Raw genomic sequence first — 23834 nt, 5'->3', positions numbered from 1 at the left:
TGCGGCAAAATAAACTCTTCACAAGCATAAGCCGTGTTGCCGGAAGCGCAACGTCGCGCCGCCGGCAAGTCGCGGGTTACAACCGATCGGCGTCCACCACCGCCTGCACAAACGCCGTCGGATCCTCCTGCGGCGGGTTATGGCCCACCGCCCCCGGCAGATCCCGGTGCTCATATTTACCGGTAAATTTGGCCCGGTAGCTGGCCGGAGCCGGATGCGGCGCGCCGTTATTCGCCCCTTCCAGAGTGATGGTGGGCACGGTTATCGGCGGCAGCGCCGCCAGCCGTTGTTCATAGCCGGCATACTTCGCTTCCCCCTTCTCCAGCCCCAGGCGCCAGCGGTAGTTGCTGATGGTGATCGCCACGTGGTCCGGGTTATCCAGCGCCCGGGCGGTTTTGGCAAAGGTCGCGTCGCTGAATGGCCACTGCGGAGACGCCTGATGCCAGATAAATTTCGCAAAGTCGTGGGTGTTCTGCCGGTAACCGGCTTCGCCGCGCGGGGTGGCAAAATAGAACTGATACCACCACGACAGCTCCGCCTGCGGCGGCAGCGGTTTTTCGCCAATCTGCTGACTGCTGATCAGATACCCGCTCACCGAGACCAGGGATTTCACCCGCTGCGGCCACAGCGCGGCGACGATATCCGCCGTGCGCGCCCCCCAGTCAAAGCCGGCCAGATCTGCCTGCCTGATGTTCAGGGCGTCCATCAAATGGACAATATCGGCCGCCATCGCCGACGGCTGACCATTACGCGGCGTTTTCGCCGACAGGAAACGGGTGGCGCCGTAGCCGCGCAGATACGGCACAATCACCCGGTAACCCTTCTGCGCTAAAGCCGGCGCCACCTGGGCATAGCTCTGAATATCGTAGGGCCAGCCGTGCAGCAGAATCACCGGCTGGCCGTCCCGCGGACCGATATCCACGTAGCCAATATTCAGATCGCCAGCGTGGATCTGGTGGATTTTGTCGAACGCCCCCGCGTCTTCAGCGGCGCAAATGGCGGCGGACCACAGGGTGGATAACCCCAGCGCCGCGGCGCTGGTATACCGGATCAGGGATAATCTGTTCATCGCTTTCTCACCTTTTATCTTCATCAAGAGAGTACGTGACCAGTTAAGCGGAAATTTGTATCCGCCATGTGCCCGACCGGGGCCATTTTTATCTCTTAATGTCAGGGACCCGCCGCGGGATACAGTGTGATACACAGTTCACGTTGGCAATTGTTGCGGGCTTGTGAATTTCTGCTTGCCCACGGGCATAAATCCGCTACCGTGTCAGCCATTTTTACCACCTGATAACCCATGAGCCCGCTATGGCGATTTTTGATGGTCACAATGACCTGCTGCTGAATCTCTGGCTTCACCATCGCGAGGATCCGGTGACCGCCTTCTTTGCCGGGATAGAGAACGGCCACCTCGATTATCCGCGTATTCTCCAGGGCGGTCTGGCCGGCGGCCTGTTCGCCCTCTTTGTGCCGCCGCAGGAGTACATCGCCCGCATGGCGCCGCAGTACGCCAGCCAGGCGTGGGATCCCTTAACGATCCTCTGGCAGCAGCTGGCTATTCTCAAGGCGATTTGCGCCCATGACGCCAGCCGCGCGCGGCTGTGCCTGAGCGCGGCGGATATCGAACGCTGTCGTCAGGATAAGGCGCTGGCGATGGTGGCGCACATCGAAGGCGCCGGCGGGTTCGACGCCCAAGGCGACGATCTGCAGGCCTTTTATCGCGCCGGGGTGCGCAGCATCGGTCTGTTCTGGAATATCGCTAATCGCTTCGGCTGCGGGGTCACCGGCGCCTTTCCCGGCAGCCCGGACAGCGGGCCGGGTCTTACCGGCGAGGGCATCGTGCTCATCGCCCAGGCCAACGCCCTGAAGATGCAGATCGATGTTTCGCACATGAATGAACAGGCTTTTTGGGATACCGCCCACCATTCCACCGCCCCGCTGGTGGCCACCCACTCCAATGCCCACGCCCTGTGCCCGCAGCCGCGCAACCTGACCGATCGGCAACTGCGGGCGATCCGCGACAGCGGCGGCGTAGTGGGCGTCAATTTCGGCAACGCCTTCCTGCGCGCCGACGGACGGCGCGATAGCGACACGCCCATCGCCACCATCGTCCGGCATATCGACTATCTTATTAACATAATGGGTGAGGATCATGTGGCCCTCGGTTCGGATTTTGACGGCGTCACCCTGCCGGACGCGCTGGGGGATGTGGCCGGCTTACCGCTGCTAATCAATGCCTTGCGTGACAGCGGCTATGATCAATTGGTGCTGGATAAGCTGCTGTGGCGTAACTGGCTGCGGGTATTAAAACATGTTTGGCAACAATAGGTTATATTGTAAACATAAAGTTAAATCCTTACAGATTCCGGGTTGATCTCTCACCCGGTGAAGCGCAATATGCGGCGGCCGTCACAGATCCTGCATTATCCGTGAGGCCTGTGGTCATTTTTAAGAGGAACAAAACATGTGGAAGAAACCTGCTTTTATCGATTTACGTCTCGGTCTGGAAGTGACGCTGTACATTTCTAACCGCTAATCGCCCCGCCCGCCGTTCGCGCGGGCATCTTTTTACATTACCCGGTCCGTCTTCATGTTCATTAAAGTCCTCGGTTCCGCCGCCGGCGGCGGTTTCCCGCAATGGAACTGCAACTGCGCCAACTGCCAGGGTCTGCGCGACGGCACGATCCAGGCCAGCGCCCGCACCCAGTCGTCGATCATCGTCAGCGATAACGGTCAGGAGTGGGTGCTGTGCAACGCCTCGCCGGATATCAGTCAGCAGATCGCCCACACGCCCGAGTTAAATAAAGCCGGCGTGCTGCGCGGAACGCATATCGGCGGCATTATTCTCACCGACAGCCAGATCGACCACACCACCGGGTTACTGAGCCTGCGCGAAGGCTGCCCGCACCAGGTGTGGTGCACCCCGGAGGTCCATGAGGATCTCTCCACCGGTTTCCCGGTGTTTACCATGCTTCGACACTGGAACGGCGGCCTGGTGCATCACCCCATCGCGCCGCAGCAGCCTTTTACCGTTGACGCCTGTCCTGATTTGCAGTTTACCGCGGTGCCTATCGCCAGCAACGCGCCGCCCTATTCGCCGTATCGCGATCGGCCGCTGCCGGGCCATAACGTGGCGCTGTTTATCGAAAACCGCCGCAACGGGCAGACGCTGTTCTACGCACCGGGGCTCGGTGAACCGGATAAGACCATTCTGCCATGGCTGCAAAAAGCGGATTGTCTGCTGATCGATGGCACCGTCTGGCAGGATGACGAACTGCAGGCCGCCGGCGTTGGGCGCAATACCGGCCGCGATATGGGCCACCTGGCGCTCGGTGATGAGCACGGGATGATGGCCCTGCTGGCCTCCCTGCCGGCAAAACGTAAAATTCTTATTCATATCAATAACACCAACCCGATCCTTAACGAGCGGTCTCCCCAGCGCCAGGCGCTGACGCAACAGGGGATTGAAGTGAGCTGGGACGGGATGGCTATCACCCTTCAGGAAACCGCATGCTGATCACCGACACGCTGTCGCCGCAGGCCTTTGAAGAGGCCCTGCGGGCCAAAGGCGCCTTCTACCATATTCACCACCCTTACCACATTGCCATGCATAACGGCGACGCGACCCGCGAGCAAATTCAGGGCTGGGTGGCGAACCGGTTTTACTACCAGACCACCATTCCGCTGAAAGACGCGGCGATCATGGCCAACTGCCCGGACGCGCAGACCCGGCGCAAATGGGTGCAGCGGATCCTCGACCACGATGGCAGCCATGGCGAGGACGGCGGGATTGAAGCCTGGCTGCGGCTGGGAGAAGCGGTCGGTCTGAGCCGCGACGATCTGCTCAGCGAGCGCCACGTCTTGCCCGGCGTGCGCTTCGCGGTGGATGCCTATCTTAATTTCGCCCGTCGCGCCTGCTGGCAGGAGGCGGCCTGCAGCTCTCTGACCGAGCTGTTCGCCCCGCAGATCCATCAGTCGCGCCTCGACAGTTGGCCGCAGCACTACCCGTGGATCAAAGAGGAAGGCTATTTTTACTTCCGCAGCCGTCTGAGCCAGGCCAACCGCGACGTGGAGCATGGCCTGGCGCTGGCGAAGGCCTACTGCGACAGCGCTGAAAAACAGAACCGGATGCTGGAGATCCTGCAGTTTAAGCTCGACATTTTATGGTCGATGCTCGACGCCATGACCATGGCCTATGCCCTGCAGCGCCCGCCCTATCATACGGTCACCGACAAGGCGGCCTGGCACACGACCCGACTGGTGTAACCATGCAAAAAACCTCCATCGTCGCCTTTCGTCGCGGCTACCGTCTGCAGTGGGAAGCTGCCCAGGAGAGCCATGTGATCCTCTATCCGGAGGGAATGGCCAAACTCAATGAGACCGCCGCGGCGATCCTCGAGCTGGTCGATGGCCGGCGCGACGTCGCGGCAATTATCGCCGTGCTCAACGAACGCTTCCCGGAAGCCGGTGGCGTCGATGACGACGTCATCGAGTTCCTGCAGATAGCCTGTCAACAGAAGTGGATCACCTGCCGTGAGCCAGAGTAAACCCGCCGTCAATCCGCCGCTGTGGCTGCTGGCGGAGCTAACCTATCGCTGCCCGCTGCAGTGCCCCTACTGTTCGAATCCGCTGGACTTCGCCCAACAGGACAAGGAGCTGACCACCGAACAATGGATCGAGGTCTTTCGCCAGGCGCGGGCGATGGGCAGCGTACAGCTGGGCTTTTCCGGCGGCGAGCCGCTGACCCGTAAAGATCTGCCAGAGCTGATCCGCGCCGCGCGCGACCTCGGATTCTATACCAACCTGATCACCTCCGGCATAGGGCTGACGGAGAGCAAACTTGACGCCTTCAGCGAGGCCGGGCTGGACCATATCCAGATTAGCTTCCAGGCCAGCGATGAGGTGCTCAACGCTGCGCTGGCCGGTAACAAAAAAGCCTTCCAGCAGAAGCTGGCGATGGCCAGGGCGGTAAAAGCGCGCGACTACCCGATGGTGCTCAACTTCGTTCTTCACCGGCACAACATCGATCAGCTGGATAAAATTATCGCGCTGTGCATTGAGCTGGAAGCGGATGACGTTGAGCTGGCCACCTGCCAGTTCTACGGTTGGGCGTTCCTCAATCGCGAGGGGCTGCTGCCGACCCGGGAACAGATCGCCCGCGCCGAGCAGGTGGTCGCCGACTACCGGCAGAAAATGGCCGCCAGCGGCAATCTCACCAACCTGCTGTTTGTCACCCCGGACTATTACGAAGAGCGGCCGAAAGGCTGCATGGGCGGCTGGGGATCGATTTTCCTCAGCGTTACCCCGGAAGGCACCGCCCTGCCGTGCCACAGCGCGCGTCAGCTGCCGGTGGCGTTTCCGTCGGTGCTGGAGCAGAGCCTGGAGTCGATCTGGTATGACTCGTTCGGCTTCAATCGCTACCGCGGGTATGACTGGATGCCGGAGCCGTGCCGCTCCTGTGATGAAAAAGAGAAAGACTTCGGCGGCTGCCGCTGCCAGGCCTTTATGCTGACCGGCAGCGCCGATAACGCCGACCCGGTGTGCAGCAAATCGCCGCATCATCACAAAATCCTCGACGCCCGGCGCGAAGCGGCCTGCAGCGACATAAAAGTCAGCCAGCTGCAGTTCCGCAACCGTACCCGCTCGCAGCTGATCTACAAAACCCGGGACCTGTAATGACGCTGGCGACACGCACCGTCACGCTGCCGGGCGGCCTGCAGGCCACCCTGGTCCATCAGCCGCATGCCGATCGCGCCGCGGCCCTGGCGCGGGTCGCCGCCGGCAGCCACCACGAACCATCGCGCTTTCCCGGTCTGGCGCACCTGCTGGAGCATCTGCTGTTTTACGGCGGTGAGCGCTACCGGGATGATGACCGGCTGATGGGCTGGGTGCAGCGCCAGGGCGGAAGCGTGAATGCCACCACCCTGGCCCGCCACAGCGCGTTCTTTTTCGAGGTCGCCGCCGATGGTCTGGCTGACGGTGTCGCGCGTCTACAGGAGATGCTGCAGGCGCCGCGGCTGCTCAGGGAAGATATTCAGCGTGAAGTGGCGGTGATTGACGCCGAGTACCGCCTGATCCAGCAGCATGAGCCGTCGCGCCGGGAAGCCGCCGTGCGCCACGCCGCCAGCGCGCCCGCGGCCTTTCGCCGCTTTCAGGTAGGCAGTGCCGACGCGCTGGCGGGCGATCGCCCTGCACTGCAGGCGGCGTTACGTGATTTTCACCGCACCCATTACGTCGCCCGGCGGATGCAGCTCTGGCTGCAAGGGCCGCAGTCGCTGGAGGCGCTCGGCGAGCTGGCGGCCCGTTTCGCCACCGGGCTTGCCGCAGGCGAGGCTCCGCCGCCGGCGCCACCGCTGCGCCTGGGCGAATCCACTGCACTGCAGCTGGCGGTCTCCAGCCAGCCCGCGCTGTGGCGCTGCCCGCTGATCGCCTTAAGTGACAACGTCACGTTATTGCGCGAGTTTTTGCTTGATGAAGCCCCTGGCAGCCTGATGGCCGGGCTGCGCCAGCGTGGCCAGGCGCAAGAGGTGGCGCTGAGCTGGTTGTATCAGGATCAGCGCCTCGGCTGGCTGGCGCTGGTCTTCGCCAGCGACCGGCCGGAACAGGTCGACCAGCAGATAACCCACTGGCTGCAGGCGCTACGGCAGACGACGCCAGACCAGCAGCAACACTACTATCAGCTGTCCTGGCGCCGTTTTCAAACGCTGTCGCCCCTCGATCAGCTGCGCCAGCGGGCATTCGGCTTTGCCCCCGGCGGGCCGCCCGTCGGGTTCGCCGATTTTTGCGCCGCCCTGCAGGCCGCCCCCACGGTCAGCCTGGCCTGCCAGACCATTTCCCCAGGGGAGCCTGTTGCCACCCAGGGCTTTAGCCTGCCGCTTAGCCGGTGGTGGCGCCGCCCGGTCTCTGACCCGGCGCTGGAATTCGCTTTTTATCCGCAAGCCGCTGGCGGCCTCGCCGCGGAAAACCCGGAGAAAGCCGCGCCGCTGCTCCACCTCCCGTCACCGGGCGAGCCGCCGAGGCTCCTGCTCCGACCGCCCTTCTACTGCTCGCCCGATATGGCCGAAGGGCTGGCGCGCGGGGAACAGCTGCGCCCGCTGCTCGCCGCGCTGCGCCACGCCGGGGGCCGCGGCGAGTGGCATCGCGTCGACGGCAGCTGGCAGTTGCTCCTGCAGTGGCCAGCGTCCGGCCGACGGCCGGTGGCGATTCTGCAGGCCATTGTGCGGCAGCTCGCGCTCCCGGTCACCCCGCTGGCCCCGCCGCCGGAGAATATTGCTATCCGTCATCTCATGGCTTTGCTCCCCGATCGGTTGGGCGCATCAGAGCATCAGGAAGGTTGGCTGGCGGCCCTGACCGGCGGCAGCGCAGAGGATGCGCAGTGGATCGCGCGCCAGCTGAGCCTGCTTAGCGCCCGGGTTAACCCGCCGGGCAACCTCTCTGGCCCCTGCCGCCGCGGCGTCGAACGGCTGACTTTCCCCGGAGGCGATACAGCGCTGCTGGTCTTTATTCCGCTGCCGGAAGGCGCCTCGCTGGCGGCCCTGCGGGTGCTGGCGCAGCGCTGTGAGCCACTCTTTTTCCAGCGCCTGCGGGTGGAGCAGCAGATCGGCTATGTGGTGAGCTGCCGCTATCAGCGCGTCGCCGATCGCGACGGGCTGCTGATGGCGCTCCAGTCCCCGGATCGCCGCGCCGTGGCGCTGCTGCGCTGTTGCAACACCTTTCTGCGCCAGCTGCCGCCGCTGGATGAAACGACCTTCAGGCCGCTACAGCAGCGCCTGGCTGCACAGGTTCGCACCCGGACGCCGCCCGAGGCGCAAGCGCTGGCCGTCCTGCGTCAGAAGTATGGTTTAGCGGAGCTGACGCCGCAGACGGCTGACGCGCTGCGCGTTGAAGAGGTCGACGACCTGGCCTACGAGATGTCCCGCCGTCGTCGCCGCTGGCGGGTACTGTTCACTGCCGGGGATTAATGGCCGGGGGCATCAGGGGTCAGATAGGCACTGACGAAGCGCGAGAGGATCGCCGCGGCCTGCGGGCTCTCCTGCACTTCATCGTGTAATCGCTTCGCGTCGATGCCCTCCGCCTGCAGCACCGCCTCCCGGTAGCGGATCAGCGAGCGGGCAATCGGCGCGGTGAATTCCGGGTGAAACTGCGTGGAGACCGCGTGCGGCCCGTAGCGCACGATCTGGTGGGGATCGTGGGAGGATGCGGCCAGCACCGTGGCCCCCTCCGGCAGACGGGTCACGGTTTGCAAATGGCTCAGATGCGCGGGAAATGCGGCCGGCAGGCCCCGCAGCAGCGGGTCGTCGACACCCCACGGCGATAGCGAAACGGTCTGGCTGCCGCTTTCCCGTCCGGCGGAATGATACGCCACCTCGCCCCCCAGGGCATGAGCCATCAGCTGATGGCCATAGCAAACGCCGAACAGCGGCATGCCGATAGCCACCGCCTGACGGACCCAGTCGGCGGTCCGTTCGCTCCATACCAGACGGTCGGTCACCATCGCCCAGGAGCCGGTCAGCACCGCCACCGTCTGGCGATCCGGCGCCGGCAGCGGCTCGTCCTCAAACACCCGTACCGCGGTGAGCTGCGCCTGCCACGGCGCCAGCAGCGTGCGGAACCAGCGCGGCAGATCGCCATGCTCCTCACGGATGGCTGCCGGCGGCGTCCCGGTCTGAACCAGCAATAATCGGTTACGTGTCACCCTTCCTCCTCGCTCGTCATGTTCCCTAAAATACTATGCCGCCGGGAAGATGATGGGACAAATAACCAATTTCTATGAACGATGCGCCTGCGGAATAAGTCCAGCCGCTTACTGGGCGTCCGCGCTCTCCCGCTGCGGCACGTCGGCTGCGGCCGCCGGCGCCTGCTGCGGGACAAAAATATGGTCCAGAATGGCGCGCGCCGTCGGTCCGGCCACCACCCCATCCCCGCCGCCGTTCTCCAGGATTAGCGCCATCGCCACCTTCGGATGCTGATAAGGGGCAAACAGGGTATAGAAGATGTGATCCCGCAGACGCACCGGGATCATTTTGGCGTTATAGGTCTGGTTTTGCTTCAGACTGAACACCTGCGAAGTCCCGGACTTCGCCGCAATCTGGTACGGCGCGGTATGGAACAGCTTGTAGCCGGTGCCGTTGGGCAGATTCGCCATCCCATACATGCCGTTGCGCACAATGCCCCAGTACGGGGATTTTGGATCGCCCACCTGCGGCAGGTTCGCCGGCTGCTGATAGCGTTCCACATGATTGCCCTGCTTCATCGAATAGAGCAGATGCGGGTCCTGCACCTTACCGTTGTTCAGGAGCGTGGTGAGCGCTTTCACCATCTGGATGGGGGTGGCGATCCAGTATCCCTGGCCAATACCGACGGAGATGGTATCCCCCTGGTACCAGGGCTTTTTATGCACTCGCTGTTTCCACTCCCGGCTGGGCAGCACCCCGCTATACTCCTCATTGAGATCGATGCCGGTGGACTGGCCGTAGCCGAATTTGCTCAGCCACTCATGGATCCGGTCGATGCCCATCTCGAAGGCAACCTGGTAGAAAAAGGTGTCCGCCGACTCTTCAATGGCTTTGGTCACGTTGAGCATGCCGTGGCCGGTTTTCAGCCAGTCGCGGTAGCGACGCTGCGTGCCCGGCAGGGTCCACGTCGGCGCCCCGAAGAAGGTGGTGTTCGGCGTGATCACACCGGCGGAGAGCGCCGACAGCGCCATATAGGGCTTCACCGTCGAGGCCGGGGGATACAGCCCCTGGGTGACGCGGTTGATCAGCGGCCGGTCCGGGTTATCCAGCAGCGATTTATAGGCCTGATAGCCGATACCTTTGACGAACGGGTTAGGATCATAGCTGGGGCTGGAGACCATCGCCAGCACCCCGCCATCCCGGGGATCGACCACCACCACCGCCGCGCGCTGCCCCTTCAGTACCGACTCAATATACTGCTGCAGGTGCAGGTCAAGGGTCAGGTAGAGGTTTTTCCCGGCCACCGGCGGTACTTCTTTCAACAGACGCACCACCCGGCCGTGGTTGTCCACCTCCACCTCCTGGTAGCCGGTGGTGCCGTGGAGCGCTTTTTCGTAATAGCCCTCGATCCCCTGCTTGCCGATATTGTGGTCGGCAGCATAGTTCTCCTCTTCGCCATCTTTCGCCAGCCGCTGCAGGTCGCTGTCGTTGATTTTCGACACATAGCCCACCACGTGCGCCAGCTCTGCGCCGTAGGGGTATTCACGCTGCTGATAGCTCTCCACCGTCACCCCGGGGAAACGGAATTCGTTGACCGCGAAGCGGGCCACCTCCACGTCGCTGAGGTCGGATTTGAGGGTAACCGCTTTATAGCGGCTGCTGTGGTGCATATCGTCGCGGAAGCTGGCGATGTCGTCCGGCGTCAGGTCGACAATCGGCGTCAGGGTTTGCAGCAGCGCGGCCATATCGGGAATTTTGCTCGGGATCACCTGCAGGCGATACAGGGTAATATTCTGCACCAGCGGTATGCCGTTGCGATCGAATATCAGCCCGCGGCTGGGGGCGATGGGCAGCATTTTAATATCGTTTTGGTTGGAACGGGTCTGGTAGAAATCGTGCTGCTCCACCTGCAGATGGTAGAGGTTGAAAATCAGCACGCCAAAGCAGACCACCACCAGCAGAAAGGCGATTGCGGCCCGGCGGATAAACAGCATCTCTTCCGCGGAGTGGTCGCGAATTTCATCTCTCAAAAGGGGCATTAGCGGTACATCACCTGGATCACGGGAAAAGCCAACGGCGTAACGGCCGGGAAGCATAGCCTTATCGCGGCGTTAGCCCTACTGAAAGGTTGCTAATGATCTGGCAGAAATGTTTCAGCATGTTAGAGCCTGGAGAGCCTTTCTCTGTGGCAGAAAGGCATCAGGGTGCGAGGTTAGCCAGCGACGGATATCGCTGGCCTCCCTTTTCCCGACAAACCCGGTTATTTTCTGGCCTCAAAAGCGATCTTAACCGCCATTCCGGCCAGTACCGTCGCCATCAGCCAGCGTTGAAATTGTTGCCAGCCCGGCCGCCGGCTAAGAAATAACGCCACCTGCCCGGCCAGCAAGATAATCAGGCCGTTCACCGCCACACTGATTAATACCTGAGTACAGCCTAACATTAACGACTGGCTGAGCACGCTACCGAGTCCGGGGGTGATAAACTGCGGCAGCAGGGACAAATAGAGGATAGCAACTTTGGGGTTCGCCAGGCTGGTGATAAATCCCATCAGAAACAGCTTACGCCCACTGTCCGCAGGTAATTCACGCACCGCGAATATCGGCCTCCCTCCTGGTTTTATCGCCTGCCACGCCAGATAGAGCAAATAAGCGACCCCGCATAAACGCAAGGCATCGTAGGCATAAGGGACCGCGAAAACCAACGCGGTAATGCCGAAAGCGGCACACAGCATATAGAAGAAAAAGCCCACGGCAACCCCGGCAAGGGAGATAAAGCCAGCGCGTTTTCCCTGGCAAATCGAACGCGAAGTGAGATACATCATATTGGGGCCGGGGGTTAACACTAATCCCAGCGCCACCGCGGCAAAGGCCATTAATGAAGCGAATTCAGGCATAACTTATCTCCAGATAGCGGTAATGCCCAGGCGCGCGGCGACGTCGACCATGCTCCCCAACAGTATTCTGTCTTTAGCGCCAGTCACATGGTGTCTAAGTATTAGCTTATTCTGTGTCCGCCAACAACCCCTGCGCCGGGCATTCGTTACGCTCGCTCAGCGGAAAACCCTCATCCTTTTCTCATAGTAAAATTGTCATATCTCAAACAATTAGCATTCCTTCGGCCCGATTGACGCAGATCGTTTCCTTTGCCGTCTCGTTACGTCTATGGTTAATGGTGAGGTGTATTTTTTACCCCTGGATCCGCCAGGTCATATAAGAGGGTGTTTCGCCCTTCGTTGAACGGAATTAGCTATTAAATCCGTAGACTCATTCAAATATCGCTTATTGGTAGCAGTGTATATCGTAACGGCATTCACAAAAGCAAACGGAGCCTGATATGAGCACGTCTAACGACCCATCCAACAACGCATCCGCCGGAAAGTGCCCTTTCCACGCCGAGACGCCCAAGCAGAGCGCCGGCAGCGGCACCGGCAACCGCGACTGGTGGCCTAACCAGCTGCGTGTCGATCTGCTGAACCAGCACTCCAGTCGTTCCAACCCGTTGGGTGAGGATTTTAACTACAGGGAAGAGTTTAAAAAGCTCGATTACTCCGCGCTGAAGGCTGACCTCAGAGCGCTGCTGACCGATTCGCAAGAGTGGTGGCCAGCAGACTGGGGCAGCTATATCGGTCTGTTTATTCGTATGGCCTGGCACGGCGCCGGCACCTACCGCACCGTTGACGGTCGCGGCGGCGCGGGTCGTGGGCAGCAGCGCTTTGCGCCGCTGAACTCCTGGCCTGACAACGTCAGCCTAGATAAGGCCCGCCGTCTGCTGTGGCCGGTGAAACAGAAATATGGCCAGAAAATCTCCTGGGCCGACCTTTACATGCTGGCGGGTAACGTGGCGCTGGAAAACGCCGGCTTCCGCACCTTCGGTTTTGGCGCCGGTCGTGAAGATGTCTGGGAACCGGATCTGGACGTTGACTGGGGCGATGAGAAAGAGTGGCTGGCCCACCGTCACCCGGAAAGTCTGGCGAAACAGGCCATCGGCGCCACCGAAATGGGGCTGATTTACGTTAACCCGGAAGGACCGAACGCCAGCGGCGAGCCGCTGTCCGCCGCCGCGGCCATTCGCGCCACCTTCGGCAATATGGCGATGGACGATGAAGAAATAGTCGCGCTGATCGCCGGCGGCCACACGCTGGGTAAAACCCATGGCGCCGCAGAAACCAGCCACGTCGGCGCCGAGCCGGAAGCCGCGCCGCTGGAAGCACAGGGCCTGGGCTGGCACTCCAGCTACGGCAGCGGCGCAGGCGCGGATGCCATTACCTCCGGTCTGGAAGTGGTCTGGACGCAGACGCCCACCCAGTGGAGCAACTACTTTTTCGAGAACCTGTTCAAATACGAATGGGTGCAGACCCGCAGCCCGGCGGGCGCTATCCAGTTCGAAGCCAAAGACGCCCCGGAAATTATCCCGGATCCGTTTAACCCGGGGAAAAAGCGCAAACCGACCATGCTGGTCACCGACCTGACCCTGCGCTTCGACCCGGAGTTTGAGAAGATCTCCCGTCGCTTCCTCAACGACCCGCAGGCTTTTAACGAGGCCTTCGCCCGGGCGTGGTTCAAGCTGACCCACCGCGATATGGGGCCGAAATCCCGTTACCTCGGGCCGGAAGTGCCAAAAGAAGATCTGATTTGGCAGGATCCGCTGCCGGCGGCCACCCATCAGCCGAGCGCGGAAGACATCGCCAGCCTGAAAACCGCCATCGCCGGCGCCGGCCTGTCGGTGAGTGAGCTGGTATCGGTAGCCTGGGCCTCCGCCTCCACTTTCCGCGGCGGCGATAAGCGCGGCGGCGCCAACGGCGCGCGTCTGGCGCTGGCCCCGCAGAAGGACTGGCCGGTCAATGCTATCGCCAGCCGGGTGCTGCCGACCCTGCAGGCGATCCAGCGAGCTTCCGGCAAAGCGTCGCTGGCCGATATCATCGTGCTGGCTGGCGTGGTCGGCGTTGAGCAGGCTGCGGCGGCGGCTGGCGTCAGCGTCAACGTGCCGTTTACCCCTGGCCGCGTCGACGCCCTGCCTGAGCAGACCGACGTCGAGTCGTTTGACCTGCTGCAGCCGCTGGCGGATGGCTTCCGCAACTACCGTCGCATCGAGGGCGGTGTGTCGACGGAAACGCTGCTGATCGATAAAGCGCAGCAGCTGACCTTAACCGCTCCGGAAATGACGGTTCTGGTGGGTGGACTGCGCGTGCTGGGCGCCAACTACGACGGCAGCAAACACGGGGTGTTTACCGACCGCGTCGGCGTGCTCAGCAATGACTTCTTCGTCAACCTGCTGGATATGGCCACCGTCTGGAAACCGGCCGATGATCGGGCGGAGCTGTTTACCGGCAGCGACCGTAAAACCGGCGAAGCGAAGTACAGCGCCACCCGCGTGGATCTGGTGTTTGGCTCCAACTCGGTCCTTCGCGCCCTGGCGGAAGTGTACGCCTGCGCCGACGGGCAGCAGAAGCTGGTGCATGACTTTGTCGCCGCCTGGACCAAGGTGATGAACCTCGACCGTTTCGACCTGTGATCCCCTCGCCCCGGCACCCGCCGGGGCTTTTTTTTATACCGCCCGCGGCAGCTGTTGCAGGCGGCTCCGCGTTCGCTGAATATCCTCCAGTTCCACCCCGGCCACCAGCGTCTCCAGGTCGCAGCGGGTCACCAGCAGCAGGCGGATCTGCTTTTCATACAACACATCAATCACGTTGATAAAGCGCTGCTGGGCCGCCGGCCCAACCGTGGCCAGCGGCGGCACCTCGTCCAGCAACCAGACGGCATAACGTTCGCTGAGCGCCAGATAGTCCATCACCGCCGTGGCGGCCTGGCAGAGCTGGGCAAAAGAGAAATGGAGCAAGGCGGGTGACGCCGCGGCCGCCTGCAGCGTGCGGTAGCCTACCTCCAGCGGGACCGGTTCGGCAGGCAGCGAGGGCAGCTCGTACAGCTGACGCTGTGATTCGCCCGGGTTAACCCATAGCCGCCCGCTGCAGAAGGCGTTATCCTGGCTCAGATGCCGTTCGCGATAATCCTCCTCGCCGTTAAGCGCGACGACCGCCAGGTGGGCGCGGATCAGCGCGATCGACGGTAAAAAGCGATCGTGATACAGCGGATTAGGCAGCAGCATCTCCGGCGGGTAGTTAGAGGTAGCCAGCAGCACGATGCCCCGTTGAAAAAGGTGTTCCAGCAGCGCCTTCATCAGCATGGCGTCGCCGGGGTCGTGAAGATGAAATTCGTCGAAACACAGCAGGCGGCAGCCGGAGGTCATCTGCATCATCACCGTCTGCAGGCCAGGCGCGCCGGGGGCATTCAGCCGCTGGTGCAGTTCGCGGAAGAAGTGATGAAAATGGACCCGACGCCGGGCGGCAAGCGGCAGGCTGGCAAAAAAGTGATCGAGAATATAGCTTTTCCCTCGCCCGGTGCGTCCCCAGACGTACAGTCCCTGCGGCGTGCCGGGCGCGGACAACAACTGCTGGCCCAGGGCGTCCAGGCGAGCGATGAGCGACAGCTGATCGTCGTCCAGCGTCAGACGGGCACGCGCCGCCTGCTCGGCCATCACGCGGGTAAAGCGAAAATCAGCCGTCGTCATAGTCTGGCCAGATTCCGACGGCACACATCCATTATTTAACATTCTTATAACCTCCGGCAGGAGGCCATTCTAGCCGCTTTCCCACGGGTTGGCGAATCGCGCGGCCAGCGGCCGTTTCCGCTGCCCCACCGACTGTCTCTACGCTTCTCCGACGCGCCAGTGTACCGAGGTGACGTTCTGCTGAACGCCCACTTGCGCCATAATCTGCGCCAGCGTTTTCTGATGCTGCTTATGGCTAATCAGCTCCGCGCAAATCTCCAGCTGATCCGCCGTGTCTGCTGCCGCCGACTGTAATCCCTGCAGGGTGAACCTCTGCTGCTGAGCAATATTCAGCAGCAGCTGACGCACGGCCTTTTCATGCTCGCGCAAACAGGTGACGCGTAAGATATAGCGTTTTTCTTCGTCACCGGCGCCCGGCAAGGCATGAATACGCTGCGCCGCTTCGCGGAGCAGGATATTGGCGCACAGAATAATCAGCGTCGCCGCCGTCGCGTTCCAGAACTGCCCCAGGCCGCAAAGGACACCGATACCGGCCGAGCACCACAGGGTGGCGGCGGTATTGAGGCCGCGAACGTTCATGCCATCGCGCATAATCACTCCCGCCCCCAGGAAGCCGATACCGGAGACGATCTGCGCCGCAATGCGCCCCGGGCTGTCCGGCGAGGCCGACATCGCGCTAAGAATAAACACCGCCGCGCCGGTGGCCACCAGCGCATTGGTCCGCAAACCGGCCATACGTTGCCGCCATTGTCTTTCCGCGCCGATCAGCGCTCCCAGCAGCATTGCCGCGAGTAAATGTGTCATATAAGGAAATACCATCGCGCCTTCCTCCAGATAACAGAAAGCAATAAAAATGTATTGATGTCGCGCTCAGCCGCGCCGGGCAATTAGCGGGCGGATGATGGTGGAGGAAATAAGGTGGTGGGAAACAGAAACATAACGATGCCTCTCGCGTTCGGTCGCGAATCACTACATTCAGGGAGGCAATCCGGTAATCAAAGATTGCTGCCCGCCGGTTCGGCAAGCAGCGAAAATAGTCGCGTTAACTTGCCGGAGAATAACAATAAGGATGACTGTCCAACGCATGACTCCTGTATGAAAGTGGGCACATTATAGCCTGGCGCAATAGCGGGTAAAGCGGGAAAACGCCGCCAGTGAGGATTCGTTTACTCTGACTGGCCCTGGGCCTGGCCCTGCGCAGCGCGACATCGCCTGGCGGAGAACATTGCCCCCACGGTGATTTACTTCAATTCTTCCCTTAGCGTGCGGCGAAAACCAGCATGAATATCATCTTTTACCCTGCATGGCGCGATCTTGCGCTAAAGATTGCCGTTAACGCTAAAGATTAAAAATTTAAAACTATTAACAATCACTTAACATTAGCAGGCAAACCATTCTTCCTGAGGAACACAACACCATGTCTACCACCCAGGTTCTCGGCGAATCGCCCTATGCTTCGCCAGGACAACCGCACGCCAGCTTAACCGGACGCATTGACGCGCTGCCCGCCTCCTTCGGGTTATGGTCGTTTATCACCTTACTCTCCCTCGGCGGCTTCTTTGAGCTCTACGATTTGTTCCAGACTGGGTACATCAGCGCGGGCCTGCTGGCGGAGGGTATTTTCCATACCGGCGCGGCGGGGATCTTTGGCATCGCCGATCAGGCGGCCTTTGCTTCCGCCACCTTTATGGGGCTGTTTATCGGCGCGAGCCTGCTGGCGCCGCTGGCGGACAAGCTGGGGCGCCGCCTGACCTTTATGGTGGCGCTCGCCTGGTACGGCTTTTTCTCGCTGCTGATGGCGACCCAGAGCAGTGCGGAAGGAGTGATCTTCTTCCGCTTTCTGGTGGGAATCGGCCTCGGCATTGAGCTGGTGACCATTGACACCTACCTCAGCGAATGGGTACCTACCCACCTGCGCAATAAAGCCTTCGCCTTTGCCTTCTTTATTCAGTTCTTGTCGGTTCCGGCGGTAGCGCTGATGTCCTGGATATTGGTGCCAACCACCCTCTTCGGCCTCGGCGGCTGGCGCTGGGTGATCATCTTCGGTGCGCTGTTCTCGCTGGCGATCTGGTTTATCCGCAAAAAGCTGCCGGAGTCAGCCCGCTGGCTGGAAACCAAAGGGCGGCATGATGAAGCACATGCGGTGATGTGCGTCATGGAAGCCCGCTGCGGCCTGACGCCGTCGCCGAAGCATGCGCAGGCGGCACAGAGCGTCGTCAAACGCGGCACCTTCCGCGAAATCTGGGCGCCGCAGTACCGGCAGCGAACCCTGATGCTGATGGTGATGAATTTCTTCCAGGCGATCGGTTTCTTCGGCTTTGGCAACTGGCTGCCGGCGCTGCTTTCCGGTCAGGGGGCCAGTATCACCCACAGTCTGCTGTACGCCTTCTTTATCACCCTCGCCTATCCGCTGGGCTGCCTGTTCTGCACCCGATTCGTGCATCGCTTTGAGAATAAGTGGCAGATCGTTCTCTCCGCGCTGATGACCGTCATCTTCGGCACCCTGTTTGCGCTGCAAAACAATCCTATCCTGCTGGTGATCTGCGGGTTTATGATCACCTGGTCCAACGCCTGGCTGACCATCAGCTACCACGCCTACCAGGCCGAGGTCTTCCCGACCCATATTCGCGCCCGCGCCGTCGGCTTCTGCTACTCGTTCAGTCGTCTCTCGACCGCGGTGACCAGCATCCTGATCGGCATTATTCTGCAATATGCCGGCACGCCGGGGGTGATTAGCTTTATCGTCGTCAGTATGCTGATGGTGATGCTGTCGGTGGGGATCTTCGGCCCGAGAACCCGGGGCATTCGACTGGAGAATATCTGAGGCTGGCCTCAGCCAAAAATCCCCTGCGCCTCGGCGAAGCATTTTTCCGCCAGGGACGAGACCGGCTCCTGCTGGCGCATAATCAGCGCCAGCTGCGAATCGACCTGGCTTTCGGCGATGGGCAGGATCTCAAGATTATCGCTTAGCGCTTCGAGGCCGTTGTTAAGCGGCATAATGGCGCAGCAGATCCCCGCCTGCACCGCCTGGATAATCTGAAACGTTGAATCGCTTTCAAAGACAGACGTCGGGGTTAGCCCTTTGGCCTTAAAGCTGATTTCAATGGATTCCCGGTAGTACATTCCCTTGGTCAGAAAGCCAAGGGGCAGCGCCGCCAGCGTATCCCAGCCCGGCGTCCCGGCGCTGAAGTCGAAATGGCGTTTATCGTGCAGCAGTCCCATCCGGGTTTGCGGCAGCCGGGCGATCTTAAACAGGCGTTCATCCAGATGCTGCAGGTAACAGATCCCCAGGTCCAGCTGGTTGCGGCTAACGCCATCGATAATCTGCTCCGAGGTCATTGACAGCAGGCTGAACTGCAGCGCCGGGTACTTCTCCGCGAGGGGTTTAATCAGCTGCATCGGGTTGAGGCTCGCCAGTGGCACCATACCAACCCGCAGCTGGCCGACCATCTGCCCGCGACAGATGGCCGCCTCCGCCGCCAGGCCGTCATGGGCGGCAAGCACCGCTCGCGCCCAGGCGAGAATCCGCTCCCCCTCCGGGGTAAAACCCTCAAAGCGCTGCCCGCGCTGGATAAGGGTCAGGTTCAGCTCCTCTTCCAGATTACGAATGCGCATGGAGAGGGTCGGCTGGGTAATATGGCAGGCTGCCGCCGCCTGGCCAAAATGGCGCGTCTGATCGAGCGCGATCAAATACTTGAGTTGCTTAATATCCATTCTCTTTCCCGTTTGAACCCCGCCGTTCACCCCCGGGGCCGCGCACAGGTTACCAGAATGTTAGTTTCATCACCGATAAATTCAAGCGAGGACAGGAGGGGCGACGGGGCGCAGGACGGCGCAACGCCGCCCAACGCCCTGCTTCTTTAACGCACGCCAGCCAGCGGGCGGATCTCTTTCGAGCGCAGCGTCAGGCGGACAGGAACTGACTTATAGGAGGGCGTACCGCTCTCTTCATCCAGATAGTTCAAGGGCACCAGCACGTTGGCTTCCGGATAATAGGCGCCGACGGTGCCGGGCGCGATGCCGTAGGCCACCACGGTGATATCTCTGAGCGTCAATGCGCTGCCCGGCAGCGCGGTGTGGATATCCACCCGATCGCCATGCTCCAGGCCCTGGGCGGCCATATCCTGCTCGTTCATAAACAGCACGTCGCGACGGCCAAAAACGCCGCGGTAACGGTCATCCATAGCGTAGATGGTGGTGTTGTACTGGTCGTGGCTGCGCAGGGTCACTAAGCGCATCACATCCTCGCCCTCCACCACCACGTTCTCATGCACGCCTTTGAAAACCGAGAACATGGCTTTGCCGGTGGCGGTAGGCCAGATGCGCTCGGTCGGCGGCAGCGGCATGCGAAAGCCCCCTGGGTGACGAATGCGCTGGTTGTAATCCTCGAACCCCGGAATGGTCTGTTCGATCAGATCGCGAATGCGGTCGTAATCTTCCACCAGATACAGCCAGTCGACTTTGCTGGCCGGCAGTGTGGCCTTCGCCAGACCGGCGACAATCGCCGGCTCCGAGCGCAGCGTCGGCGAGGCGGGCTTAAGCTTGCCTGAGGAGGCATGTACCATCGACATCGAATCCTCGACGGTGATCGACTGTCGGCCGCTGGCCTGCAGGTCAAGCTCGGTGCGGCCCAGACACGGCAGAATAAAGGTCTCTTTCGCCGTCAGCAGGTGCGAGCGGTTGAGCTTGGTGCCGACGTGAACGCTGAGCTCAAGGTTGCGCATCGCCGGGAAAGCGCGTTCGTGATCCGGCATCGCCACGGCGAAGTTGCCCCCGAGGCAGATCAGGGCTTTGGCGTCGCCAGCGATCATGGCCTCCAGCGCCTTCACCGCATCGTGACCATGATGCCGCGGCGGCGCGATCCCCATCACCCGCTGCAGGCTGTCGAGGAAGGCCGCAGTGGGTTTTTCGCTGATCCCGACGGTGCGGTTTCCCTGCACGTTTGAATGGCCGCGTAATGGGCAGATCCCGGCTCCTGGCTTGCCGATATTGCCGCGCATCAGCAGCAGGTCGGCAATCAGCCGGACGTTGGAGGTGCCTTTATTATGCTGGGTGATGCCCATGCCGTAGGTGACGATGGTGGCCGTGGATTTGGCGTAGGCCACGGCGACCTGGGTTAGCGACTCGCGCGTCAGACCGGACTCCTGCTCAATATCCTGCCAGCGGGTGGCGTGCAGATCCTCGGCGAAGGCGGCGAACCCCTGGGTATGTTGCGCAATAAACGCGTGGTCGAGCACCTGGCCCTGCTCCTCCTCCAGCTGCAGCAGCGCTTTGGCGATCCCTTTCAGCGCCGCCGCGTCGCCGCCGGCCCGTACCTGGTAGTAGGTCGACGCGATCGGCGTCGAGCGATATGTCGCCATCTCCATCACGTTCTGCGGGTCGGCAAAACGCTCCAGCGCCCGCTCACGCAATGGGTTAAAAACGATAATCGGCACACCCCGGCGGGAAAGCTCATGCAGAGTGCCCATCATCCGCGGATGGTTGGTGCCCGGATTATGGCCGATGGAGATCACCAGCTCGGTCTGGTCAAAATCGTCGAGGGAGACGGTGCCTTTGCCAATGCCGATCGACTGCGGCAGGCCCACGCTGGTAGATTCATGGCACATGTTAGAGCAGTCGGGAAAGTTATTGGTGCCGTACTCGCGGGCAAACAGCTGAAACAGCCACGCCGCTTCATTGGAGGCCCGTCCGGAGGTGTAGAATTCAACTTCATCTGGCTGCAGGCCGCGAAGGATCTCGCCGATACGGGCGAAGGCCGCCTCCCACGCCACCGGTCGCAGGGTATCGCTGGCGCGGTCGTAGACCAAAGGATGGGTTAAGCGGCCATAGCCCTCCAGTTCAAAATCGCTTTTCGCCAGCAGGGAGGTCACGGTGTTAGCCGCGAGGAACGCTGGCGTCACCCGTTTGGTGGTCGCCTCCCAGGTAACGGCTTTGGCGCCATTTTCGCAAAACTGAAAAGTGGATTTATGCTCTTTATCCGGCCAGGCGCAGCCCGGGCAGTCAAACCCATCCGGCTGGTTAGTTCGCAGCAGCGTGGCGGGCGCCTCGAAGGCATCCATCTGGGTACGCACGGCAATGGCCGTGGCCTTCAGCGCGCCCCATCCGCCTGCCGGACCGTCATAGGGGTGAACACCGGGAACCGCGCGTCTTTTATTGGTCATCTTTTTACTCCTGCTGCTCTGTTCTGGCCGCCGCCGGCCGAAAAAAAGCGTGCGACGACCCCGGCGACGAGGCGTGGTGTGCGCGGCGTCACCTGATAAGAATGCTGTTTCTCAAGGATAGTACGATGGGAAAGCGTAGGTACTGCGTTCGTTAACCGAATAATAACATACGCCACAAATCTGTATAATTGATGTTATCTATCGGGTGTTAAATTTAACTTATTTGCAAATTTTGCTTTTATCGCCGCCCTCTGCGCGGCGGGTCACGCGGGGACGGGAAAGTGATGACCGGGCAGCGGAAACTGCCCGGCGCGCAGGGGTTCAGGTCAGGTTGAAGTAACGGTCCGGACGCAGCGTCTCCGGCAGCGGATGTTGACCGGTCATGTCGAGCAGATTGCGCTCAATGGTGTTGCACATCGCGTTCAGCGGCAGGTCGTTGGCGGCGGTGCCGAAAGGATCCTCCAGCTCTTCCGCCAGCGAATCCCAGGATAAAAAGGTGTAGGAGATAAAGACCGAGACAAACGGCGTCATGTAGTGCAGATCCCCGACCAGGGCGAACGGCAGCAGCGTGCAGAACAGGTACACGGTGCGCTGCAGGATCAGGGTATAGGCGAACGGCACCGGGGTGGTGGCCAGCCTTTCGCAGCCGCCCAGCACGTGCGCCAGCTCATCAAGCTTATTGTCCATCAGCCCGTAGGTGATGTCGCTCAGCTTGCCCGCCTCGCGCAGCTGGCCAATTTCGTTACCGGCCAGCAGCAGGATCCGGTTGGTGGGCATCGAGCTGGCGAGGATCTCCGTCACCCTCTCCTCGGGCAGCAGCCGCCGCAGGTCAGCCGTCGGATCGGTTTTGCGCAGCTGGTGCTTCAGGCTCCAGCTGAAGGCCACCAGATAGCTGACGATGCGCTGATGGGCATCGTGTTCCGCCGGCAGGATATTGCGCAGCTGGCGCACCAGGGTGCGTTCGGCGATAAGCACCGTCCCCCACAGATTGCGCGCCTCGACGAAGCGGCTATAGCTGGCGCTGTTGCGAAAGCCGAGGAAAATCGCTATCGCGATGCCCAGCAGACTGAACGGCGCCACCGTTAAGTGGATCCCCAGCTGCGCGTACCATTGATAGCTGATAATGGCGATGATGGACATCAGCACATTAAGCAGCAGACGAAAGATGATTTTTGACAGCACGGAGCCGTGCCAGTCAAATAGGCGAAGAAACCAGTGTTGTTCTGGCCGAATGATCATTGTCTGACTTCCTGAATTACCGCTCTGGTCATTATCTCGAAATAAAGAATAGAGATTATCTATGAACCGATTGGTTTATTTTATCGTTAACTGCAACGGGCAGATCTGCGCCATTATTTAGCGATAGTAATGGCCGGCTCAGTATGAGCCTTATTTATCGTTCAGGCAATCAATGCGCGGGCGGAAGGCGCGAGGAATAATGGCTCAGGGATAAAATAACCGCTGAGCCAGTCTATTTTCCGCTTATGACGTCAGGCAGTTTGCCTCCCCCGGCGAACTGGCAACCGCCGCGCAGGGATCGAGATGCACCATCACATTAAGCACCGGATGCTGTGCCATGACCCGCTCCCGCGCCTGCCGGGCAATCTGATGCCCTTCAGCGACCGACAGCTCTCCGGCTACCTCGAGATGGACATCCACCAGCACCAGATCCCCCGCCTTACGGGTTTTCAAATCGTGCAGACCCGCCACGCCCGGCGTGGCCCGCAGCGTGCCGGCGATTGCCCGCTGCGTCTCTTCATCGACAGCGCGGTCCATTAAATCGTGCAGCGCGGTGGCGGCGAAACGATAGCCCATCCGCGTAATCACCAGCCCTACCGCCAGCGCGGCGAGCGGGTCGAACCAGGCGAACCCGGCCAGATTACCGATAATCCCCAGCGCCACCACCAGTGATGACGCGGCGTCTGAGCGGGCATGCCAGGCGTTGGCGATGAGCAGCGAGGAGTTCAGCCGCCTGGCGGCCGCCAGCATATAGCGAAACAGCCCCTCTTTGACCACCAGCGCCGTCAGCGCCATCCACAGCGCCACGCTGTGCACCGGCGGAATCGTCTGCGGTTGCGCGAGATGACCCGCGGCAGACCACAGCATACCGACCCCGACCAGCACCAGGATCGCGCCGAGGACCAGAGAGGCGCCGTTCTCATAACGCCAGTGGCCATAATGGTGATCGTGGTCAGACGGTCGGCGACTCTTTTTATTCGCCACCAGCACGACGCCATCGGCGAGCAGATCGGAAAAAGAGTGCATGCCATCGGCAATTAACCCCTGGGAACCAGAATATATTCCCACCGCAATCTGCAACGCGGAGAGAAAAATATTGACCACCACGCTAACCAGGGTACTCCTTCGCGCCTGCTCAGAACGCTGATGATATTTATTATCATTTTCAAAATTATGTTGTGCCATTATTTCT

At 61.1% G+C, this 23834-nt stretch carries 19 protein-coding genes and 1 riboswitch; of the genes, 9 read left to right on the top strand and 10 right to left on the bottom strand.

Annotated features, from left to right (window positions below):
• Nucleotides 1–76: 76 nt before the first annotated feature.
• A complete protein-coding gene (locus ABLV64_RS02400) occupies nt 77–1069 on the bottom strand; it encodes an alpha/beta hydrolase (RefSeq protein ID WP_048324305.1) in 993 nt (330 codons plus the stop codon).
• A 242-nt stretch (nt 1070–1311) separates the two neighbouring features.
• Here ABLV64_RS02400 and ABLV64_RS02395 point away from each other — a divergent pair, with 242 nt between their 5' ends.
• The 7 genes from ABLV64_RS02395 (at nt 1312) to pqqF (ending at nt 7964) form a co-directional block, all read left to right on the top strand.
• Nucleotides 1312–2331, top strand: coding sequence for a dipeptidase (locus ABLV64_RS02395; RefSeq protein ID WP_211773842.1), 1020 nt, complete (start codon nt 1312–1314; stop codon nt 2329–2331).
• Between the two features lie 136 nt (nt 2332–2467).
• Nucleotides 2468–2539, top strand: coding sequence for a pyrroloquinoline quinone precursor peptide PqqA (gene pqqA, locus ABLV64_RS02390; RefSeq protein ID WP_002905689.1), 72 nt, complete (start codon nt 2468–2470; stop codon nt 2537–2539).
• A gap of 54 nt (nt 2540–2593) precedes the next feature.
• Complete coding sequence (gene pqqB / locus ABLV64_RS02385) at nt 2594–3520, top strand: pyrroloquinoline quinone biosynthesis protein PqqB (RefSeq protein ID WP_069603049.1); 927 nt, start codon at nt 2594–2596, stop codon at nt 3518–3520.
• Nucleotides 3514–4269, top strand: coding sequence for a pyrroloquinoline-quinone synthase PqqC (pqqC, locus tag ABLV64_RS02380; RefSeq protein ID WP_004143685.1), 756 nt, complete (start codon nt 3514–3516; stop codon nt 4267–4269). The genes pqqB and pqqC overlap by 7 nt, the downstream gene beginning before the upstream one ends.
• A 2-nt stretch (nt 4270–4271) precedes the next feature.
• The gene (gene pqqD, locus ABLV64_RS02375; RefSeq protein WP_004202592.1) at nt 4272–4550 is read left to right on the top strand and encodes a pyrroloquinoline quinone biosynthesis peptide chaperone PqqD; all 279 of its coding nucleotides are present in this window, start codon (nt 4272–4274) and stop codon (nt 4548–4550) included.
• Nucleotides 4537–5679 carry a pyrroloquinoline quinone biosynthesis protein PqqE gene (gene pqqE / locus ABLV64_RS02370; protein WP_023318333.1) on the top strand — a complete coding sequence of 381 codons (1143 nt, stop codon included), beginning with the start codon at nt 4537–4539 and terminating at the stop codon, nt 5677–5679. Before pqqD ends, pqqE begins: the two co-directional genes overlap by 14 nt.
• Nucleotides 5679–7964: a pyrroloquinoline quinone biosynthesis protein PqqF gene (gene pqqF / locus ABLV64_RS02365; RefSeq protein WP_348842940.1), complete on the top strand. Its 2286-nt coding sequence runs from the start codon at nt 5679–5681 to the stop codon at nt 7962–7964. The genes pqqE and pqqF overlap by 1 nt, the downstream gene beginning before the upstream one ends.
• Here pqqF and ABLV64_RS02360 read toward each other — a convergent pair.
• The 3 genes from ABLV64_RS02360 to ABLV64_RS02350 form a co-directional block, all read right to left on the bottom strand.
• Nucleotides 7961–8698, bottom strand: coding sequence for a glutamine amidotransferase (locus tag ABLV64_RS02360; RefSeq protein ID WP_032425866.1), 738 nt, complete (start codon nt 8696–8698; stop codon nt 7961–7963). The genes pqqF and ABLV64_RS02360 overlap by 4 nt on opposite strands.
• 108 nt (nt 8699–8806) lie before the next feature.
• A complete protein-coding gene (gene mrdA, locus ABLV64_RS02355; RefSeq protein ID WP_017900544.1) occupies nt 8807–10717 on the bottom strand; it encodes a penicillin-binding protein 2 in 1911 nt (636 codons plus the stop codon).
• A 221-nt stretch (nt 10718–10938) separates the two neighbouring features.
• Nucleotides 10939–11571, bottom strand: a complete 633-nt coding sequence (locus tag ABLV64_RS02350; RefSeq protein WP_004202603.1) for a LysE family translocator — start codon at nt 11569–11571, stop codon at nt 10939–10941.
• 17 nt (nt 11572–11588) lie between these two features.
• Nucleotides 11589–11668: riboswitch (ZMP/ZTP riboswitch) on the bottom strand.
• A 343-nt stretch (nt 11669–12011) separates the two neighbouring features.
• Between ABLV64_RS02350 and katG the strand changes: the two genes are divergently transcribed.
• Nucleotides 12012–14189 (top strand): catalase/peroxidase HPI, encoded by a 2178-nt coding sequence (gene katG, locus ABLV64_RS02345; protein ID WP_004202604.1) that lies wholly within the window; start codon nt 12012–12014, stop codon nt 14187–14189.
• A gap of 33 nt (nt 14190–14222) precedes the next feature.
• On the opposite strand, the gene zapE is transcribed toward katG, so the two are convergent.
• Together zapE and ABLV64_RS02335 are read right to left on the bottom strand one after the other, a co-directional pair.
• A complete protein-coding gene (zapE, locus tag ABLV64_RS02340; protein WP_032425868.1) occupies nt 14223–15284 on the bottom strand; it encodes a cell division protein ZapE in 1062 nt (353 codons plus the stop codon).
• A gap of 96 nt (nt 15285–15380) precedes the next feature.
• Nucleotides 15381–16061 (bottom strand): MgtC family protein, encoded by a 681-nt coding sequence (locus ABLV64_RS02335; RefSeq protein ID WP_004202612.1) that lies wholly within the window; start codon nt 16059–16061, stop codon nt 15381–15383.
• A gap of 598 nt (nt 16062–16659) precedes the next feature.
• Between ABLV64_RS02335 and ABLV64_RS02330 the strand changes: the two genes are divergently transcribed.
• Entirely contained in the window at nt 16660–18066 is a 1407-nt protein-coding gene (locus ABLV64_RS02330; protein ID WP_049093853.1) for an MFS transporter, read from the top strand.
• A gap of 8 nt (nt 18067–18074) precedes the next feature.
• Here the strand turns inward: ABLV64_RS02330 and ABLV64_RS02325 are convergent, their stop codons facing one another.
• The 4 genes from ABLV64_RS02325 to ABLV64_RS02310 form a co-directional block, all read right to left on the bottom strand.
• Entirely contained in the window at nt 18075–18956 is an 882-nt protein-coding gene (locus ABLV64_RS02325; protein ID WP_023318340.1) for a LysR family transcriptional regulator, read from the bottom strand.
• 146 nt (nt 18957–19102) lie between these two features.
• Entirely contained in the window at nt 19103–21403 is a 2301-nt protein-coding gene (locus ABLV64_RS02320) for an FdhF/YdeP family oxidoreductase (protein ID WP_049093852.1), read from the bottom strand.
• Between the two features lie 321 nt (nt 21404–21724).
• On the bottom strand, nt 21725–22642 hold the full coding sequence (locus ABLV64_RS02315) for a bestrophin family ion channel (protein WP_023318342.1): 918 nt from the start codon (nt 22640–22642) through the stop codon (nt 21725–21727).
• 243 nt (nt 22643–22885) lie between these two features.
• On the bottom strand, nt 22886–23827 hold the full coding sequence (locus ABLV64_RS02310; RefSeq protein WP_004202626.1) for a cation diffusion facilitator family transporter: 942 nt from the start codon (nt 23825–23827) through the stop codon (nt 22886–22888).
• Nucleotides 23828–23834: the final 7 nt, after the last annotated feature.

This window comes from Klebsiella sp. JB_Kp031 (assembly GCF_040064295.1).
Classification (GTDB): Bacteria; Pseudomonadota; Gammaproteobacteria; order Enterobacterales; family Enterobacteriaceae; genus Klebsiella; species Klebsiella quasipneumoniae.
This window is presented reverse-complemented; position numbering and strand designations above follow the sequence as displayed.

Bases quoted from the DNA above. Each gene is read 5' to 3' on its own strand.
- katG (WP_004202604.1), top strand. From the start codon at position 12,012: ATGAGCACGTCTAACGACCCATCCAACAACGCATCCGCCGGAAAGTGC.
- ABLV64_RS02400 (WP_048324305.1), bottom strand. From the start codon at position 1,069: ATGAACAGATTATCCCTGATCCGGTATACCAGCGCCGCGGCGCTGGGG.
- pqqD (WP_004202592.1), top strand. From the start codon at position 4,272: ATGCAAAAAACCTCCATCGTCGCCTTTCGTCGCGGCTACCGTCTGCAG.
- ABLV64_RS02350 (WP_004202603.1), bottom strand. From the start codon at position 11,571: ATGCCTGAATTCGCTTCATTAATGGCCTTTGCCGCGGTGGCGCTGGGA.
- ABLV64_RS02335 (WP_004202612.1), bottom strand. From the start codon at position 16,061: ATGGTATTTCCTTATATGACACATTTACTCGCGGCAATGCTGCTGGGA.
- pqqB (WP_069603049.1), top strand. From the start codon at position 2,594: ATGTTCATTAAAGTCCTCGGTTCCGCCGCCGGCGGCGGTTTCCCGCAA.
- mrdA (WP_017900544.1), bottom strand. From the start codon at position 10,717: ATGCCCCTTTTGAGAGATGAAATTCGCGACCACTCCGCGGAAGAGATG.
- pqqF (WP_348842940.1), top strand. From the start codon at position 5,679: ATGACGCTGGCGACACGCACCGTCACGCTGCCGGGCGGCCTGCAGGCC.
- ABLV64_RS02330 (WP_049093853.1), top strand. From the start codon at position 16,660: ATGTCTACCACCCAGGTTCTCGGCGAATCGCCCTATGCTTCGCCAGGA.
- ABLV64_RS02395 (WP_211773842.1), top strand. From the start codon at position 1,312: ATGGCGATTTTTGATGGTCACAATGACCTGCTGCTGAATCTCTGGCTT.
- ABLV64_RS02315 (WP_023318342.1), bottom strand. From the start codon at position 22,642: ATGATCATTCGGCCAGAACAACACTGGTTTCTTCGCCTATTTGACTGG.
- pqqC (WP_004143685.1), top strand. From the start codon at position 3,514: ATGCTGATCACCGACACGCTGTCGCCGCAGGCCTTTGAAGAGGCCCTG.
- ABLV64_RS02310 (WP_004202626.1), bottom strand. From the start codon at position 23,827: ATGGCACAACATAATTTTGAAAATGATAATAAATATCATCAGCGTTCT.
- ABLV64_RS02325 (WP_023318340.1), bottom strand. From the start codon at position 18,956: ATGGATATTAAGCAACTCAAGTATTTGATCGCGCTCGATCAGACGCGC.
- zapE (WP_032425868.1), bottom strand. From the start codon at position 15,284: ATGTTAAATAATGGATGTGTGCCGTCGGAATCTGGCCAGACTATGACG.
- ABLV64_RS02320 (WP_049093852.1), bottom strand. From the start codon at position 21,403: ATGACCAATAAAAGACGCGCGGTTCCCGGTGTTCACCCCTATGACGGT.